This is a genomic window from Pseudomonas sp. SZ57, assembly GCF_009495975.1.
Classification (GTDB): Bacteria; Pseudomonadota; Gammaproteobacteria; order Pseudomonadales; family Pseudomonadaceae; genus Aquipseudomonas; species Aquipseudomonas syringae.
On the sequence record NZ_WIBD01000004.1, the window covers coordinates 190,407 to 207,112 of the forward strand.

Here is a 16,706-nt window from a genome sequence, read left to right on the forward strand (position 1 = left end):
AGCAAGCTCGCTCCCACAAGACTTGTGTATAACCAAGAGGGCTGCAGCGCGAGGATGCAGTTCGCGGCGCACTGCGTTGCGAACGCATAGAGGACGCGGAGTGTCCTGAACGGCATGCCAACGCAGTATCGGCACGAGAGTCGGTTACAGTTGAGTGTGGCAATAGATAAAAACAGAAAGGAGGGGTTTTCAAACCCTGAAAAAACAAAAGGGCCATTCAATAATCGAATGACCCTTGGTCCCGCAGAGCGGGAAATCGTGGCGTCCCCTAGGGGACTCGAACCCCTGTTACCGCCGTGAAAGGGCGGTGTCCTAGGCCACTAGACGAAGGGGACGCAAAACCTTCAGTCAGGTTCATCGAACGATGAACCCTGGCAAAATTGGTGGAGCTTAGCGGGATCGAACCGCTGACCTCCTGCATGCCATGCAGGCGCTCTCCCAGCTGAGCTAAAGCCCCGGATTTACGCCTCTCGGCGGAGATCAACCTTCCGGCATCACTCGGTGAAACTGGCGTCCCCTAGGGGACTCGAACCCCTGTTACCGCCGTGAAAGGGCGGTGTCCTAGGCCACTAGACGAAGGGGACAAAACCTTCTCGCAAAAAAAACGGTCGCTGGATCCGCTTGTTTCACATCATTTCAGCGCAGTGTAGCAGCACTCTGAAACGCTAAATTTGGTGGAGCTTAGCGGGATCGAACCGCTGACCTCCTGCATGCCATGCAGGCGCTCTCCCAGCTGAGCTAAAGCCCCACATCAGTGGACGGGGCGCATATTAAGCGTGAGTGACAGGACTGTCAAATTTATTTTCTACAATCTGAAAAATTTTTTGTCGGTAATACAACCACTTACCATTCAACCCCCGGAAAACCGGGGGCAATTCACAGGAACAGGTAACGCCTCAGGCGATAGAGCCCAGAAGCTTTTCCCATTCCTTGTTTTCTTTCTTGGAAACGCCGCCCAGCAAATCGAGTGCCTGACGAAGCCGGAAGCGGGTCAGGTCAGGACCGAGGATTTCCATCGCATCGGTCACCGACACCGAGTTGGCCTGACCGGTGATCGCAGCGAACATCAGTGGCATGGCATCACGCAGCTTGAGTTCGAGATGTTCAACCACCGCCTGGATACAACCCATGATGCGGTCCTTCTCCCACTGACGCAGCGATTCCAGCTTCCACAGGATCAACTGGATCACCTGACGAACCTGCTCCGGGGACAGCTTCTTGTGTTCGAACAGCTTCACATCAGGCGTGACGCCACCTGCGAAGAAGAAGCCGGCCAGCGGTGCAACCTGACTGAAGGTCTCTACCCTGCCCTGCACATGCGGTGCGATCTTCATCATGTAGTCAGGATTCAGCGCCCAGGTCTTCAGACGCGAGGCAAACTCCTCGACCGGCAGATCACGCAGCCATTGGCCATTGAGCCAGGACAGCTTCTCGATATCGAAGATCGGCCCGCCCAGCGAAACACGCGACAGGTCGAAGTTGTCGACCATCTCCTGCAGGGAGAACTTCTCGCGCTCGTCAGGCATCGACCAGCCCATGCGCCCCAGGTAGTTGAGCATCGCCTCGGGCATGAAGCCCATGCGCTCGTAGAAAGTCACCGAGGTGGGGTTCTTGCGCTTGGACAACTTGCTCTTGTCGGGGTTACGCAGCAGCGGCATGTAGCACAGTTGCGGCTTGTCCCAGCCGAAGTATTCGTACAGCAGGATCAGCTTGGGTGCCGATGGCAGCCATTCTTCGCCGCGCAATACGTGGGTGATGCCCATCAGGTGGTCATCGACGACGTTGGCGAGGAAGTAGGTCGGCAGGCCGTCGGTCTTCATCAGGACCTGCATGTCCATGCGGTCCCACGGGATTTCGACTTCGCCACGCAGCATGTCGGGTACCACGCAGACGCCTTCGGTCGGCACTTTCATGCGGATCACGTGTGGCTCCCCAGCGTCCAGGCGGCGCTGGACTTCTTCCTTGGAGAGCAACAAGGCGCGACCGTCATAACGCGGGGTTTCGCCCTTGGCCTGCTGTTCGGCGCGCATCTGGTCCAGTTCTTCGGCAGTGCAGAAGCACGGGAAGGCATGGCCCATGTCGACCAGTTGCTGCGCGTATTTCTTGTAGATGTCGCCGCGCTCGCTTTGGCGGTAGGGGCCGTGAGGACCACCGACGTCGGGGCCTTCGCTCCAGTCGATGCCCAGCCAGCGCAGTGCGTCGAAGATCTGCTGTTCGGACTCGCGGGTAGAGCGCAGTTGATCGGTGTCTTCAATGCGCAGGATGAACTCGCCGCCATGCTGTTTGGCAAAGCAGTAGTTGAACAGCGCGATGTAGGCCGTGCCGACGTGGGGGTCGCCTGTGGGCGATGGCGCGATGCGGGTACGAACGGTGGTCATGGAAAATCCCGAATTAGGTCGATCAAGCGCGGAATGTTAACAGGCCGGGGGCATGGGGCTCCAGCAAGAAAGGCAATTGCCCGGACGCCTCTCGTTCCGCATGCTCCGCGCCCGGAGCTGTAAACAAATTCAGCTGATTATCGTGCCAATGCTCCGCGTTGGCATGCAGTTCGTGACGCTCTGCGTCACACGGCGGTTCTGCGACATCAGGTGGATTGGGGTTGGGTGAGGTCCGGCCCGGAGCCTGATGACTATCGTTCCTCACGCTCCGCGTGGGAATGCAGTTCGTGACGCTCCGCGTCACACGGCAGTTCTGTCAGGTGGATTGAGATTTGACAACGGCATGCCAACGCGGAGCATTGGCATGCAGGTCAGCGCGGATTGACGCAGCGTCGGCTAGCCAATCAAACCGCCAGCAACCGCTCGCGCAGTTTGCCGATTTCGTCGCGCATTTGTGCGGCGGCCTCGAATTCCAGGTCGCGGGCCAGTTGGTACATTTTTTCTTCCAGTTGGCGAATGCGTTTGTTGATCTCGCTCGGCGAGCGCAGTTCGTTTTCGTAGCGGGCGTTTTCTTCGGCGGCTTTGGCCATGCCTTTGCGCTTCTTGCTGCGCGAGCCGGGCACGGTGGCGCCTTCCATGATGTCGGCGACGTCCTTGAATACGCCTTTGGGCGTAATGCCATGTTCCAGGTTGAAGGCGATCTGCTTCTCGCGACGTCGCTCGGTCTCGCCGATGGCGCGCTCCATCGAGCCGGTAATCCGGTCGGCATACAGAATCGCCCGGCCGTTGAGGTTACGTGCCGCCCGGCCAATGGTCTGGATCAGCGAACGGTCGGAGCGCAGGAAGCCTTCCTTGTCGGCATCGAGAATCGCCACCAGTGACACTTCAGGCATGTCCAGACCTTCACGCAGCAGGTTGATGCCCACCAGCACATCGAATGTCCCCAGGCGCAGGTCGCGGATGATTTCGACGCGTTCCACCGTATCGATGTCCGAGTGCAGGTAACGTACGCGCACCCCGTGGTCGCTCAGGTAGTCGGTCAAATCCTCGGACATGCGCTTGGTCAGCGTGGTGACCAGCACCCGCTCTTCAAGTGCAGCACGCTTGTGAATTTCCGACAACAGATCGTCGACCTGGGTCAGCGCCGGACGAATCTCGATCTGCGGGTCCACAAGGCCGGTCGGACGCACCACCTGCTCGACGATACGCCCGGCATGCTCAGCCTCGTAGTTACCCGGAGTCGCCGAGACGAAAATGGTCTGCGGGCTGATCGCCTCCCACTCGTCGAAGCGCATCGGCCGGTTATCCAGTGCCGACGGCAGGCGGAAGCCGTACTCGACGAGTGTTTCCTTGCGCGAACGGTCACCTTTGTACATCGCGCCGACCTGCGGCACGCTGACGTGGGATTCGTCGATCACCAGCAAGGCATCCGGGGGCAGGTAGTCGAACAGGGTCGGCGGCGGCGCACCGGACGGACGGCCCGACAGGTAGCGCGAGTAGTTTTCGATACCGTTGCAGTAGCCCAGCTCCAGCATCATTTCCAGGTCGAAACGAGTGCGCTGCTCAAGACGCTGGGCTTCCACCAGTTTGTTCTGGCTGCGCAGGTATTCGAGACGCTCCTGCAGCTCGACCTTGATGTTTTCCATCGCTTCGATCAGCGTCTCGCGCGGGGTGACGTAGTGGCTTTTCGGGTAGAAAGTGAAGCGCGGCAGCTTGCGAATCACCTCGCCGGTCAGCGGATCGAACGCCGACAGGCTCTCGACCTCGTCATCGAACAGCTCGACCCGAATCGCTTCCAGATCGGATTCGGCCGGGTAGATGTCGATCACATCACCGCGCACCCGGAAGGTCGCACGGGCAAAGTCCATGTCGTTGCGTGTGTATTGCAGGTCCGCCAGACGGCGCAGCAAGGCACGCTGATCGAGTTTGTCACCGCGGTCGATGTGCATGACCATGCGCAGATAGGTTTCCGGACTGCCCAGACCGTAGATGCACGACACCGTGGTGACGATGATCGCATCCTTGCGCTCCAGCAACGCCTTGGTCGCCGACAGACGCATCTGCTCGATGTGGTCGTTGATCGACGCATCCTTCTCGATGAAGGTGTCGGACGACGGCACATAGGCTTCAGGCTGGTAGTAGTCGTAGTAGGAGACGAAGTATTCCACGGCGTTGTTCGGGAAAAACGCCTTGAATTCGCCATACAACTGCGCGGCCAGGGTCTTGTTCGGCGCCAGCACCAGCGTCGGGCGCTTGATCTGGGAAATCACGTTGGCGATGCTGAACGTCTTGCCCGAGCCGGTCACCCCGAGCAAGGTCTGGTGCGCGAGCCCGGCGTCGATCCCTTCGACCAGTTGGCGAATGGCCTCGGGCTGATCGCCGGCTGGCTCAAAGCGGGTAAAGAGCTGGAACTCGGACATAATTGACCTCTTGAATGGTGCGCGTCTGACGGGTTCGCGTGAATCTTTCCGCGACCTGACCGCCTCGACGGCACAACTGGAAATATTCGTCGGCGCATGACGGCGCGCAATGACGAAATCATCGCAAACAGCCGTTCCCGCCGGGAAGCAGGCGTGCGATGTTTTGAAGTGATGGCTAATAGATGGAGTCATATATCAGCCTTTCAAGCCACCCACTTAAAGCATTGAGGTTTTAACCGAACGAACGTTCTACAAATATGCGCAAAAACCTGTAAAAAACCCGCCCTGCACTGTCGATCACCGAGGGGATGCTCTCTATACTACGCTCTGTTTGCGCACCGCTTTGGCGCATCGAGCCTCAGCGTGTCCCTTTCCCACTCTTCACCAAGAGCCGCCGCACCATGAGCCTGTTTTCCGCTGTCGAAATGGCACCCCGCGATCCGATCCTGGGTATCAACGAAGCCTTCAACGCCGACACCCGCAGCACCAAGGTCAACCTTGGCGTAGGCGTCTACTGTGATGAAGACGGGCGCATTCCCCTGCTGCGCGCCGTGGCCGAAGCCGAGAAGGTCCGCGTGGCCCAGCATGCCCCACGTGGCTACCTGCCGATCGACGGTATCGCCGCCTATGACCAGGCCGTGCAAAAACTGTTGCTGGGCGCCGATTCGCCGCTGATCGCCTCGGGCCGCGTGCTGACCACCCAATCGGTCGGCGGCACCGGCGCACTGAAGATCGGTGCCGACTTCCTCAAGCAATTGCTGCCCGATGCCGTCGTCGCCATCAGCGACCCAAGCTGGGAAAACCATCGTGCGCTGTTCGAAACCGCAGGCTTTGCGGTGCAGAACTATCGCTACTACGACGCTGCCACTCACGACGTGAACCGTGCCGGCATGCTCGAAGACCTGCACAATCTGCCGAACAACTCGGTGGTCGTGCTGCACGCTTGCTGCCACAACCCGACCGGGGTCGACCTGAGCCTGGATGACTGGAAAAAAGTGCTGGAAGTGGTCAAGGCCAAGGGCCACGTACCGTTTCTGGACATGGCCTACCAAGGCTTCGGTCAGGGCATTCAGGAAGATGCGCTGGCAGTGCGCCTGTTCGCCGAGTCGGGCCTGACCTTCTTCGCCTCGAGCTCGTTCTCCAAATCGCTGTCGCTGTATGGCGAACGCGTGGGCGCGCTGTCGATCATTACCGAATCGAAGGAAGAAACCACTCGCGTCCTGTCCCAGGTCAAACGCGTGATCCGCACCAACTACTCCAACCCGCCGACCCACGGTGCGATCATCTCCGCAGCGGTGCTTAACGACCCGACGTTGCGTGCAATGTGGGAAGAGGAACTGGGCGAAATGCGTCTGCGCATTCAGGGCATGCGCAAGGCGATGGTCGAGCGTCTGGCTGATAACCCGGCCGGTCAGGACTTCAGCTTTGTCGCGCGCCAGTGCGGCATGTTCTCCTACTCCGGTCTGACCGCCGAACAGGCCCAGCGCCTGCGCAGCGAGTTCGGCATCTACGCGCTGGACACCGGGCGTATCTGCGTGGCCGCGCTGAATCAGAAGAACATTGACGCAGTGTGTGACGCGATCAAAAAAGTGCTCTGATTGCACTGCGCCTATCTTTAGGAGCGAACCTGTTCGCGAAGGCTGTATTCCGGTCGATGCATCTCATGCAACGCACCGGCCCTTCGCGAACAGCGCTTATCCAACCGCCCCACATGCAGCACTCCACCTGCATCACCATTCGGCAACTGAATCGAACGATCCTAATTGTGCCCCCTCGAAACTGTGTCAGAACATTTTCTGAAACCGATATCGAGGTACTCATGTCTATCGAACCGCAACGTCAGAAAGCAACGACGCCAAATCAGGACGCACCTGCCAGCCCGGGCCCGGACCGCAACGATCCGGCAATCGAGCCGCAGGTCGGGGACGTAAAACCCGAGACTGAAAAGGGCAATGGCCAGAGCCAGGGCCAGACGCCTTCCCCCAGTCAGTCACAGACTCAGTCGCAGAGCCAGTCAACCGGTGACAGCGCCTACGTGCCTGACCATGAGCCGGAAGAAAAAACCGAGGATCTACGCAATCATCAGCCAACCACTGGCGTTGACGCTGACATCGATACACCCGGCGGCTGATTCCCGGCAAGCGCATTTGGGCCGCATGGCCCAAACGCTTTTCTTGCCTCTTTCAGCGATTGGCCTCCTCGCTTATCACCTGCACCTCATACGCTGGATCAGCCTTGATCTGTTGTTCAGTGAACGGCAACGCTTGCCACTGCTTTTTTGAAAACGCCTCAGTCTGGTCGCTTGAATGGGCTGACTGTGGATTGCTCGACTCCGAGAACGCCAGTAGACCCTGCGCCCTGGGGCCCTGCTCGTCGAACGACACCACCTGCAGGTAGCTGGTGCCACTGACCACCTCACGCTTGCCGTCCTTGCCGGCGATTGTCTGCATGGCGTTGTACACGCCCAGCCCGGCCGGCCCGCCATGAATCGGGATCTGCTTGCCGCTGATGCTGGAGACCTGAATGTCGCCCCATTTACTGCCTGCCGAGAGGCCTGCCTTGGCCACTTCATCGACCGCTGCGAGCATGGCCGCGCGCAGTGCGGTGGCAACAGAAGGGTTTTCAATCGCCAGCCCGCTCGGCGTGTGAACCGGGTCCCGTGGGTCGAACTCAACGCGCCAGCGCGAGGCAACAGCCTGCATGGACGTCACGATTCTCTGGAAGTACACGAAGCCGATGCCACTGCTCAGGTCAGCGCGACCATCCCAGGCTTTCAGCGCGGTACACAGCGGCGTCAGACGCGCCGTATCATCACCCAGCTCCGAGGCACAGAACCTGAGCAGATCCGGCAGCACTTGCCCGGCCTGATAGACCTCGTTGTCCATGACCATCGCTTGCAGGTTCTCGACGCTGATCTTGCCCGCCTTCTTCAGTCTCTCCAGCCGATCCAGCGCAAAACGCGCTCTCTGTCCCAGCGGCTGGCCGTCTTGGCTGATCAGCGGCGAAAAGTCCTTCAACGGCGCAGCGGGATTGACCATCCACGCCGAATCGTTGGAGTGCTGCACGAAGTCGGTCCGCAGCAATTGCGGCTGGCGCGAGGACGGATAGATACCGGCTTGTGCCGCCTCTGCGGAGACCTCCCAGTTGCATTCACTACGCGAGCCGTCGAGCACGATCAGTTCCGTGCCGATGCGCGGATCACTGCATCGGGCGAGCCGGGCGGTGTCAACGTTCGGCACCACCGAGAGGTTCATGTACAGCGCCTGTCCCTTGGCATCGACTGCCAGGGTGTTGACCCACGGAATGCCCTGAATCTTGTGCACCGAATCCTGAAACGCCTTGAGGCTGTCGGCCTTGTCCATCGCGTACCACTGCTGCAACACCCGATCATTTTGCAGGTTGGCATCACGCAGGCTGAAGGCAAACTTATTGTCCCAGTCCAGCCTGCCCGGCCACTGCACCACCGGACCGAACGTTGACGAATAGACGATGCGTGGCACCGACTTCAGGCTGCCATCCGCTTGCTTCACCTCGACACTCACCTGCTGCTTGCCCATGGCAACCGATTGGCCATCCAGCATATAGCGGGTCGAATCCTTCGGATCGAGCTGCAGGCGATGCAGCGTGAAGTGTTTCGACGTGTCGACGGTATGGCTCCAGGCCAGATGCTGATTGAAGCCGATATTGATCAGCGGCAGGCCCGGCAGCGCTGCGCCCATCACGTCGAGTTTGCCGGGAATGGTCAGGTGCATTTGATAGAAACGCAGGCCGCCAGCCCATGGAAAATGCGGATTGGCCAGCAGCATGCCGCGCCCGTTGGCGGACAGCTCGCGCCCTATTGCCACGGCATTGCTGCCGCGCTCCAGGGCAAAACGCTGATTACGCGCTGCGGCCAGTTGCAGCGCCTGAACCTGCTCAGCATTTACCTGCAGTGGCTTCTGCAGCGCAGGCGGCGTGGCACCGGCCAGCGCTTCGGCGAACTGCCCCACGCCCCCCTCGACCAGCAGGCGACGGGTCAAACGCACCAGATCATCAGTGCTGATCGGCCGGACCCACTCGGCCGCACAAGGTTGCGGCAGGCCTTGGGTGGTCTGCTCGCCCAGCGAACGGTTGTAACCGGCGACATAGCCCTGCATCAACTGGCGAATCTCCAGCGGCTGCGCATTCCAGAAATCCGCCAGTGCCTGCGGCGTATTGAGCCACTGGAACAGCAGGTCACTGGCCATGTTGTTGCGTTGCTCAAGGGTCGCCTTGTCCGGGCCGAAATAGCGCGAGCGCTGGCCGTTTACGGTAACCACCTCATTCGCCAACAGGCACAGGTTGTCCTGCGCGTAGGCATAACCGATGCCGTAGCCCAGACCGCGCTCATTGGCGGCAACGATATGCGGCACGCCAAAACCGGTCCGCCGGATCTCGGCCCTGGCCGCCTGATTTCCAGGCTCAACCAAGGCCTGCGCAGGCAGAACCACAGCGAACGAAAGACCTGCAAACAGAAAACCGCACAGGGGTCTGGACATAATCACGCTGACTCCAACTCGACAAGACGACCCGAATTAGCCGCTCCCGTTAAACGAAGCACGGACGCTGATGTTTAGCCGAAGCGGATAACCCGTGTTCGACGCTAAATTCCTGCCGGCATGCCTCGTTTAAAGGGCAGCTCTCGTGGCCGTCGTTCACCGATCGACTGATCTCCCAGCGCAGGAATCTGCATGAAACGCTCTCGACATCCTCGACGCGCCCTTCTGGTGGCGCTGTGCCTGTTCCCGGTCATTGCCGTATGCGCCTGGCAGATCCTGCCCGACAGCAAAAGCAGCGCCGCGACCGTGACGGTGACCCGTGGCACGATCGAAAACAGCGTCACGGCGCTGGGTACCCTGCAGCCGCGCAGTTACGTGGATGTGGGCTCGCAGGCCAGCGGGCAGATCATGAAAATCCACGCCCAGGTCGGCGACCAGGTCAAGGAAGGCGACCTGTTGGTCGAGATCGACCCTTCGACGCAAAAAGCCAAGCTCGACGCCGCACGCTACGCCATCGATAACCTCAAGGCGCAATTGCAGGAACAGCGTGCGCTGCACGAACTGGCCGAACAGAAGCAGCAGCGCCAGAAGCGCCTCGCCGCAGGCGGTGCCACACGGGCCGAGGACGTGCAGGCTGCGGAATCGGAATTTCGCGCCACCCAGGCACGGGTCGACATGTTCAAGGCGCAGATTCTCGAAGCGCAGGCCGCCCTGCGCAGCGACGAAGCGGCGCTGGGCTACACCCGTATTTTCGCGCCCATGAGCGGCACGGTGGTCGCCCTCGACGCACGTGAAGGCCAGACACTGAACGCGCAACAACAGACGCCGCTGATTCTGCGCATCGCCCGCTTGTCGCCGATGACGGTCTGGGCCGAGGTCTCGGAAGCGGATATCGGCCATGTCAAACCTGGCATGACCGCCTATTTCACCACCCTGAGCGGCGGCACCCGGCGCTGGAGCAGCACCGTGCGGCAGATCCTGCCAGTCCCGCCCAGGCCGCTGGATCAAGCCAATCAGGGCGGTGGCAGCCCGAGCAGTTCGCGCAAGAACGGCGGTGGCCGGGTGGTGCTGTACACCGTGCTGCTGGACGTGGATAACAGCGATCAGGCGCTGATGGCAGAAATGACCGCACAGATATTCTTCGTCGCCGAGAAAGCCGAGAACACCCTCACCGCGCCACTCGCGGCGTTGCGAAACGGGGCGCAGGCCGATCGGCAGACCGCCCAGGTGTTATCTGCCAATGGCGAGGTGCAGAACCGTCAGGTGCGCACCGGCATCAGCGACCGCCTGCGCGTGCAGGTACTCGACGGCCTGGATGAAGGTGAGCGCCTGCTGGTGCCCGCCTCCGTCGGCAGCGGGGGCTGAATGCGCACGCCGCTGATCGACCTGCGAGGTATCCGCAAATCCTACGGTGGAGGCGACAGCCCGCAGGTCAACGTGCTGCGCGGCATCGATCTGTCGATTCATGCCGGTGAGTTCGTGGCGATTGTCGGCGCTTCCGGGTCCGGCAAGTCGACACTGATGAACATCCTCGGTTGTCTGGACCGTCCGACCTCGGGCGAATACCTGTTCGCCGGAGAAAACGTCGCCGCGCTGGGCAGCGACGAACTTGCCTGGCTGCGCCGCGAAGCGTTCGGGTTCGTGTTTCAGGGCTATCACCTGATTCCGTCCGGCTCGGCGCAGGAAAACGTCGAGATGCCGGCGATCTATGCCGGGACGCCCGCCGCAGAGCGTCACGCGCGGGCCGCCGCCCTGCTCGACCGACTGGGCCTGGCGTCGCGCACCGGCAATCGACCGCATCAGTTGTCCGGCGGCCAGCAGCAAAGGGTTTCCATCGCCCGCGCCTTGATGAATGGCGGACACATCATCCTCGCCGACGAGCCAACCGGTGCGCTGGACAGCCACAGTGGCGCGGAGGTGATGACCCTGCTCGACGAACTGGCCAGCCAGGGCCATGTGGTGATCCTCATCACCCATGACCGGGAAGTGGCGGCGCGCGCCAAACGGGTCATCGAGATCAGTGATGGCCTGGTGATCAGCGATACCGCCATTGACCGGTCCACGCCGCCTGCAGACAATCCGGGCGCGCTGCAAGCGGTCGACCTGCGCAAGCGCCTGAGCGAGGGCAGCGGCAGTCACAGCGCCTGGCAAGGCGAGCTGCTCGATGCGGTTCAGGCGGCGTGGCGCGTCATGTGGATCAACCGCTTCCGAACTGCGCTGACCTTGCTGGGCATCGTCATCGGCGTAGCGTCGGTGGTGGTGATGCTGGCTGTCGGCGAAGGCAGCAAGCGTCAGGTCATGGCGCAGATGTCCTCGTTCGGCTCCAACATCATTTACCTCAACGGCAAGGCGCCCAATCCGCGCGCGCCCAAGGGCGTCATCACCCTGGAGGAAGTCGCCGCGCTGGGCGACCTGCCCGAGGTGAAAATGATCATGCCGGTCAACGGCGGCCAGGCCGGGGTGCGCTACGGCAACGTCGATCACTCCAGTTACGTTGGCGGTAATGACACGCACTTTCCGGCAATCTTCAACTGGCCGGTGGTGCAAGGCAGTTATTTCAGCGAGGCGGATGAGCAGAACGCAGCGGCCGTGGCAGTGATTGGTTACAAGGTTCGCCAGAAACTGTTCGGCGAGCAGACCGATCCTGTCGGCCAGTACATCCTGATCGAAAACGTGCCTTTTCAGGTGGTGGGCGTGCTGCAGGAAAAAGGCGCCACGTCGGGCGATCTGGACAGCGACAATCGCATCGCCGTCCCCTACTCGTCGGCCAGCATCCGCCTGTTCGGCACGCAGGACCCCGAGTACATCACCATCGCCACCCGCGACGCCAACAACGTCAAACAGGCCGAACAGTCGATACGCAACCTGCTGCAACAACTGCATCACGGCAAACAGGATTACGAGCTGACCAACAACGCCGCGATGATCCAGGCCGAAGCACGCACCCAGAATACCCTGTCGCTGATGCTCGGCTCGATTGCCGCCATTTCCTTGCTGGTCGGCGGTATAGGCGTGATGAACATCATGCTGATGACGGTGCGCGAACGCACCCGTGAAATCGGCATCCGCATGGCCACCGGCGCTCGGCAGAGCGACATCCTGCGGCAGTTTCTCACCGAGGCGATGATGCTTTCCGTGGTCGGCGGGCTGGCCGGTATCGTCCTGGCGCTGGGCATGGGCGCAGCGCTGCTGCTGAGCAAGGTGGCGGTGGCGTTCACCTTGCCGGCTGTGGCCGGGGCGTTTGCCTGCGCCCTGATCACCGGCGTGATCTTCGGCTTCATGCCGGCCCGCAAAGCTGCTCGCCTCGACCCGGTCGCGGCCCTCACCAGTGAATGATCGATCAATGAAGCCTAGCCTTTGCGTTTTGACTGCCTGTCTGTTGCTGAGCGCCTGCCAGACGCCTGCTCCGCCGCCAAAAAGCGGCATCCAGCCACCGGCAAGCTGGGCGTTTACCGAAAACGCCGCCGCACAGCGCAACGATGTGCGTTGGTGGCAGCAGTTCGGCAGTCCGCAGCTGAATCGCCTGATCGAACAGGCCAGCCGCGACAGCCACGAAGTCGCTGCGGCGATGGCGCGGGTTCGTCAGGCACAGGCCAGCGCCATCATCGGCGGCGCGCCCTTGCTCCCGGAACTGGCCTTTGACCTGCGCGGCGAACGCAACCGGTTCCTGCGCAACAGCGACCGCAAGGCCAACCCTTCCGACGACAACAACACCAACAATTTCACCAGCGACCTGACCGCCAGCTATGAAGTGGATTTCTGGGGCGGCATCGCAGCGGGACGCGACAGCGCACTACAAGGCCTGCGCGCCAGCCAGTTCGATCAGGCGACCGTGGAGCTGACCTTGCTGGCCAACGTCGCCGATCGCTATGCGCAAACCCTGGCGGCGCGCGAGCAAGGGCGGATTGCTGAACTGAACCTGACCAACGCACAAGACGTGCTGCGTCTGGTACAGACGCGCTATGAATCGGGTTCAGCTACCGCTCTGGAGCTGGCGCAGCAGAAGAATCTGGTTGCGACCCAGCAGCGTGAACTGCCCCGCGTTCAGCAACTGGCCAACGAGCAGTTGATCACCCTGGCGGCCTTGCTCGGTCAGCCGGTGCAGAATCTGCACCTCGCGGATCAGCCCTTCGACACCCTGAACTGGCCGGACATCGGACCCGGCCTGCCCAGCGAACTGCTGACCCGCCGCCCTGATCTGGCCAAGGCCGAGGCCGACCTGACAGCGGCACAGGCCAATGTCACCGTCGCCCGCGCCGCCATGCTGCCAAAACTGACCCTGAGCGCCAGGCTCGGCACCGAAAACACCCGCGCCGAAGACTGGCTGCGCGCACCGTTCAGTAGCCTCGCTGCCGGGCTGGTCGGACCGATCTTCAACAACGGGCGTCTGGCCGCCGAGCGCGACAAAGCCACAGCGCGTCAGGAAGAGCTGCTGGAAACCTATCGCGGCGCGATCATTAACAGCTTCGCCGACGTGGAAAAAGCCCTGAACAGCATTCGCGGCCTGGATCAACAGCGCTACTGGCACGAAGAAGAACTCAAACAGGCGCAAACCGCCTTCCGCATCGCCCAGAGCCGCTACCAGGAAGGCGCCGAGGACCTGCTCACCGTACTGGAAACCCAGCGCACGCTGTACCTGGCGCAGGATGTCAGCGTGCAACTGCGGCTGGATCGCCTGCAGGCGAGCATCGCGCTGTACAGGGCACTGGGTGGGGGTTGGCAGGTGCGCTGAGCGGGCTTCAGGCCCGCTATTCCTCAAACTTGCGCTTTGCCACCGTCTACACACAGCTCGATACCCGCAATGAAACTGCTGTCGTCGCAGGCAAGGAACAGCGCGGCCGCGGCCACTTCCTCAGGGCGGCCAAGACGGCCCAGTGGAATACCTCTGATCAGCGCTGCTTTCATCTGAGCGACGTGCTCTTGCGCAAGCCCTTCCAGGCCCATGATCGGCGTGTCGATCGGGCCCGGGCTTAGTGTATTGACGCGAATACCTCGACTTTGCAGCTCGGCTGTCCAGGTTCGGGCAAACGAGCGTATGGCTGCCTTTGTAGCGCTGTAAGTGCTGCAGCCCGAAACGCCCCTGCTGGCGGCAATGGACGAATTCAAGATGATCGAGCCGCCGTCGTGCATCAACACCAGTGCCTTTTGCACGCTGAACAACAGGCCTTTGACGTCGGTATCAAAAACCTTGTCGTAGTGCGCCGCACCGACGCCATCGATGGATTGCATTTCCATAATGCCGGCGTTGGCAAAGAGCACGTCAATTCAGCCTTTCTCGCGCCTTACAACTGCGTAGAGTCGGTCCAGATCGTCAAGACCGGACACATCGCCTTGTACGGCTGTCACGTTACGACCTATACGTGCAACGGCCTCGTCCAGCTCGGGCTGACGTCTACCCGTGATAAACACATAGGCGCCCTCTTCCACAAAACGCTGGGCGGTCGCAAGACCTATGCCGCTGCTGCCGCCGGTAATCATCGCAATTTTGCCTTGAAGCCTGCTCATGATGATGCTCTCGAAAAGGTGAAAGTCAGCGAGTACCCACCGGGCACTCGCTGCATGATCTAAGGCATGGATCAAATTATTCAGGACTTGCCAGTGAGCAGGCTGCCCAAGCGTTCCCCGATGATCACGCACGGGGCCATGGTGTTGCCGGTGGTTACTCGCGGCATGATCGAGGCGTCCGCGACCCTCAGGTTGTCGATGCCATAGACGCGCAATTGCGCGTCCACCACCGATAACTCATCAATACCCATTCTGGCCGTACCGGACTGGTGCCAGACGGTCGATGCGGTGTTGCGCACGAACGACTCCAGATCCTTGCGGTTCATCTTTCCGGGCATCACCTCACGGCGCACAAACGGGCGCAGGGTCGAGCTGTTGCCGATCTCTCGGCAAAATTCGACTGCACGCACCAGCGCCTGTAGATCTTCGGGTTCGGCAAGCGCACCGCTGTCGATTCTCAGTGCGTCCCGGTGCCCGCCGCCAGACAACGTGATCGAGCCACGGCTTTTGGGCCGTACCAGCCCCGGCAACAAAGACCATGCGCTGGCCGGAGGGTTGAACGTCGCCTGCGCTTCAAACGAGGCAATGGGCATTTCAGCGAGAAAGGTCTGGATGTCGGGTACATCGAGCGCCGGATCACTCTTCCAGAAGAACGTCGATTCCCCGGCGTTGTTGCGCGCCGCATGAGCTTGCTCGTATTCCCAGATGCACCCCGAGACCATGATGTGGTCCTGATAATTCTGGCCGACACCCGGCAGATTCTCTAGCGGAGCGATACCATGCCGAACCAGTTGCTGCGCATCGCCGATTCCGGACAGCATCAACACCTTGGGTGTGTTGATGGCACCCAGTGACAGCACGACTTCCTCTCGTGCTCTGAAACTCATGATCCTGCCTTCATGAATGACCTCGACCCCGACCGCTCGCTTGCCTTCCAGCAACACGCGCAATACATGGGCGTGGGCCAGGACCGTCAGGTTGGGCTGCGCCATCAACGGGTACACATAACTGCGAAAAATCGAACGGCGGCGACCGTTTTCCAGACACATATTGACCAGTGCCGCGCCACCCGCGCCCTCCATAATCGCGCCGTTCTGGTCATCGAAAACAGGCATTCCGAGCTCCGCCACAGCTCCCAGCATGGCTGGTGCAATCGGGTTGGGATCAGGCGCAGGCTGCACGAAGACCAGACCGCCCATGCCTCTGCGCAGTGCGTCTGGCGTACCCTGCCAGTTCTCGATACGTCGATAGGTGGCGAGTGTCGATTGATAATTCCAGGCCGGATCACCTGATTCGCTGGCAAAGTGGTCCCAGTCACTGCTGTGCCCGCGCGCCCAGACCATCACGTTGATCGAGGATCCACCGCCCAGCACCTTGCCCATCGACAAGGGAATGGCCCGGTTATTGAGGTGCGGGTTGGGTTGTGCCTGAAACTGCCAGTCGCGCTCGCTGCCCAGGTTGGTGAACCAGATACTGGCATCGGTAACACTGGGCACATCATCGGTGCCGCCTGCCTCCAGGAGCAGAACACTGACGTCGGGATTCTCTGCCAGACGCCGCGCAACGACCGACCCGGATGTGCCGGAGCCACACACGATGTAATCGTAAGCGCCGTTCAGACTGGCTTTCAGTCGCCGCTGATTGTCTTCAACACGACGTGCAAAGTCTGCAGTGTCGGTTGCGCCGGTATAACTTTCCATAAGAGTGCCTTTGTAAAACTTCCATGAATTGACGGCGCAAAGCTGCCGAAGCCAATCGCGAAAGATGAATAACGGTGGGCTGTGACCGATGCGTCAGCGCAGCAGCCATTGAGATGAATCAGTCACTGAATGACAGGATCGATTCTAGGGCTCAGACGGCGTATCACCGTTACCTGCAAGGCGCGT

At 60.9% G+C, this 16,706-nt stretch carries 9 protein-coding genes, 4 tRNA genes and 1 pseudogene; 5 read left to right on the plus strand and 9 right to left on the minus strand.

What is annotated here, in order from left to right; all coding sequences use genetic code 11:
• Positions 1-259 precede the first annotated feature (259 nt).
• The 6 genes from GE543_RS08045 to uvrB all read right to left on the minus strand — a co-directional run bounded on the left by GE543_RS08045 (position 260) and on the right by uvrB (position 4,798).
• Positions 260-335, minus strand: a tRNA-Glu gene (locus GE543_RS08045).
• 46 nt (positions 336-381) lie between these two features.
• Positions 382-457: transfer RNA gene (locus GE543_RS08050), tRNA-Ala, on the minus strand.
• A gap of 51 nt (positions 458-508) precedes the next feature.
• Positions 509-584: transfer RNA gene (locus tag GE543_RS08055), tRNA-Glu, on the minus strand.
• Between the two features lie 88 nt (positions 585-672).
• Positions 673-748 (minus strand) — tRNA-Ala (locus GE543_RS08060).
• A gap of 148 nt (positions 749-896) precedes the next feature.
• A complete protein-coding gene (gene gltX / locus GE543_RS08065) occupies positions 897-2,378 on the minus strand; it encodes a glutamate--tRNA ligase (protein WP_003433142.1) in 1,482 nt (493 codons plus the stop codon).
• A gap of 404 nt (positions 2,379-2,782) precedes the next feature.
• On the minus strand, positions 2,783-4,798 hold the full coding sequence (gene uvrB, locus GE543_RS08070) for an excinuclease ABC subunit UvrB (protein ID WP_153221161.1): 2,016 nt from the start codon (positions 4,796-4,798) through the stop codon (positions 2,783-2,785).
• A 401-nt stretch (positions 4,799-5,199) separates the two neighbouring features.
• On the opposite strand from uvrB, the gene GE543_RS08075 reads away from it, so the two are divergent.
• Together GE543_RS08075 and GE543_RS08080 are read left to right on the plus strand one after the other, a co-directional pair.
• The gene (locus GE543_RS08075; protein ID WP_103688154.1) at positions 5,200-6,396 is read left to right on the plus strand and encodes an amino acid aminotransferase; all 1,197 of its coding nucleotides are present in this window, start codon (positions 5,200-5,202) and stop codon (positions 6,394-6,396) included.
• Between the two features lie 221 nt (positions 6,397-6,617).
• Positions 6,618-6,929 carry a hypothetical protein gene (locus GE543_RS08080; RefSeq protein ID WP_003409811.1) on the plus strand — a complete coding sequence of 104 codons (312 nt, stop codon included), beginning with the start codon at positions 6,618-6,620 and terminating at the stop codon, positions 6,927-6,929.
• Positions 6,930-6,981: 52 nt separating this feature from the next.
• On the opposite strand, the gene GE543_RS08085 is transcribed toward GE543_RS08080, so the two are convergent.
• Positions 6,982-9,315, minus strand: coding sequence for an acylase (locus GE543_RS08085; protein WP_153221162.1), 2,334 nt, complete (start codon positions 9,313-9,315; stop codon positions 6,982-6,984).
• Positions 9,316-9,507: 192 nt separating this feature from the next.
• On the opposite strand from GE543_RS08085, the gene GE543_RS08090 reads away from it, so the two are divergent.
• The 3 genes from GE543_RS08090 to GE543_RS08100 are packed head-to-tail and all read left to right on the plus strand — an operon-like array spanning position 9,508 to position 14,047.
• A complete protein-coding gene (locus GE543_RS08090; protein ID WP_153221163.1) occupies positions 9,508-10,680 on the plus strand; it encodes an efflux RND transporter periplasmic adaptor subunit in 1,173 nt (390 codons plus the stop codon).
• Positions 10,681-12,651 (plus strand): MacB family efflux pump subunit, encoded by a 1,971-nt coding sequence (locus GE543_RS08095; RefSeq protein ID WP_153221164.1) that lies wholly within the window; start codon positions 10,681-10,683, stop codon positions 12,649-12,651.
• 7 nt (positions 12,652-12,658) lie between these two features.
• On the plus strand, positions 12,659-14,047 hold the full coding sequence (locus GE543_RS08100) for an efflux transporter outer membrane subunit (RefSeq protein WP_153221165.1): 1,389 nt from the start codon (positions 12,659-12,661) through the stop codon (positions 14,045-14,047).
• A 23-nt stretch (positions 14,048-14,070) separates the two neighbouring features.
• Here the strand turns inward: GE543_RS08100 and GE543_RS08105 are convergent.
• Positions 14,071-14,820 (minus strand): annotated as a pseudogene (locus GE543_RS08105) (SDR family oxidoreductase).
• 80 nt (positions 14,821-14,900) lie between these two features.
• The gene (locus GE543_RS08110) at positions 14,901-16,520 is read right to left on the minus strand and encodes a GMC family oxidoreductase (protein ID WP_153221166.1); all 1,620 of its coding nucleotides are present in this window, start codon (positions 16,518-16,520) and stop codon (positions 14,901-14,903) included.
• Positions 16,521-16,706 lie beyond the last annotated feature (186 nt).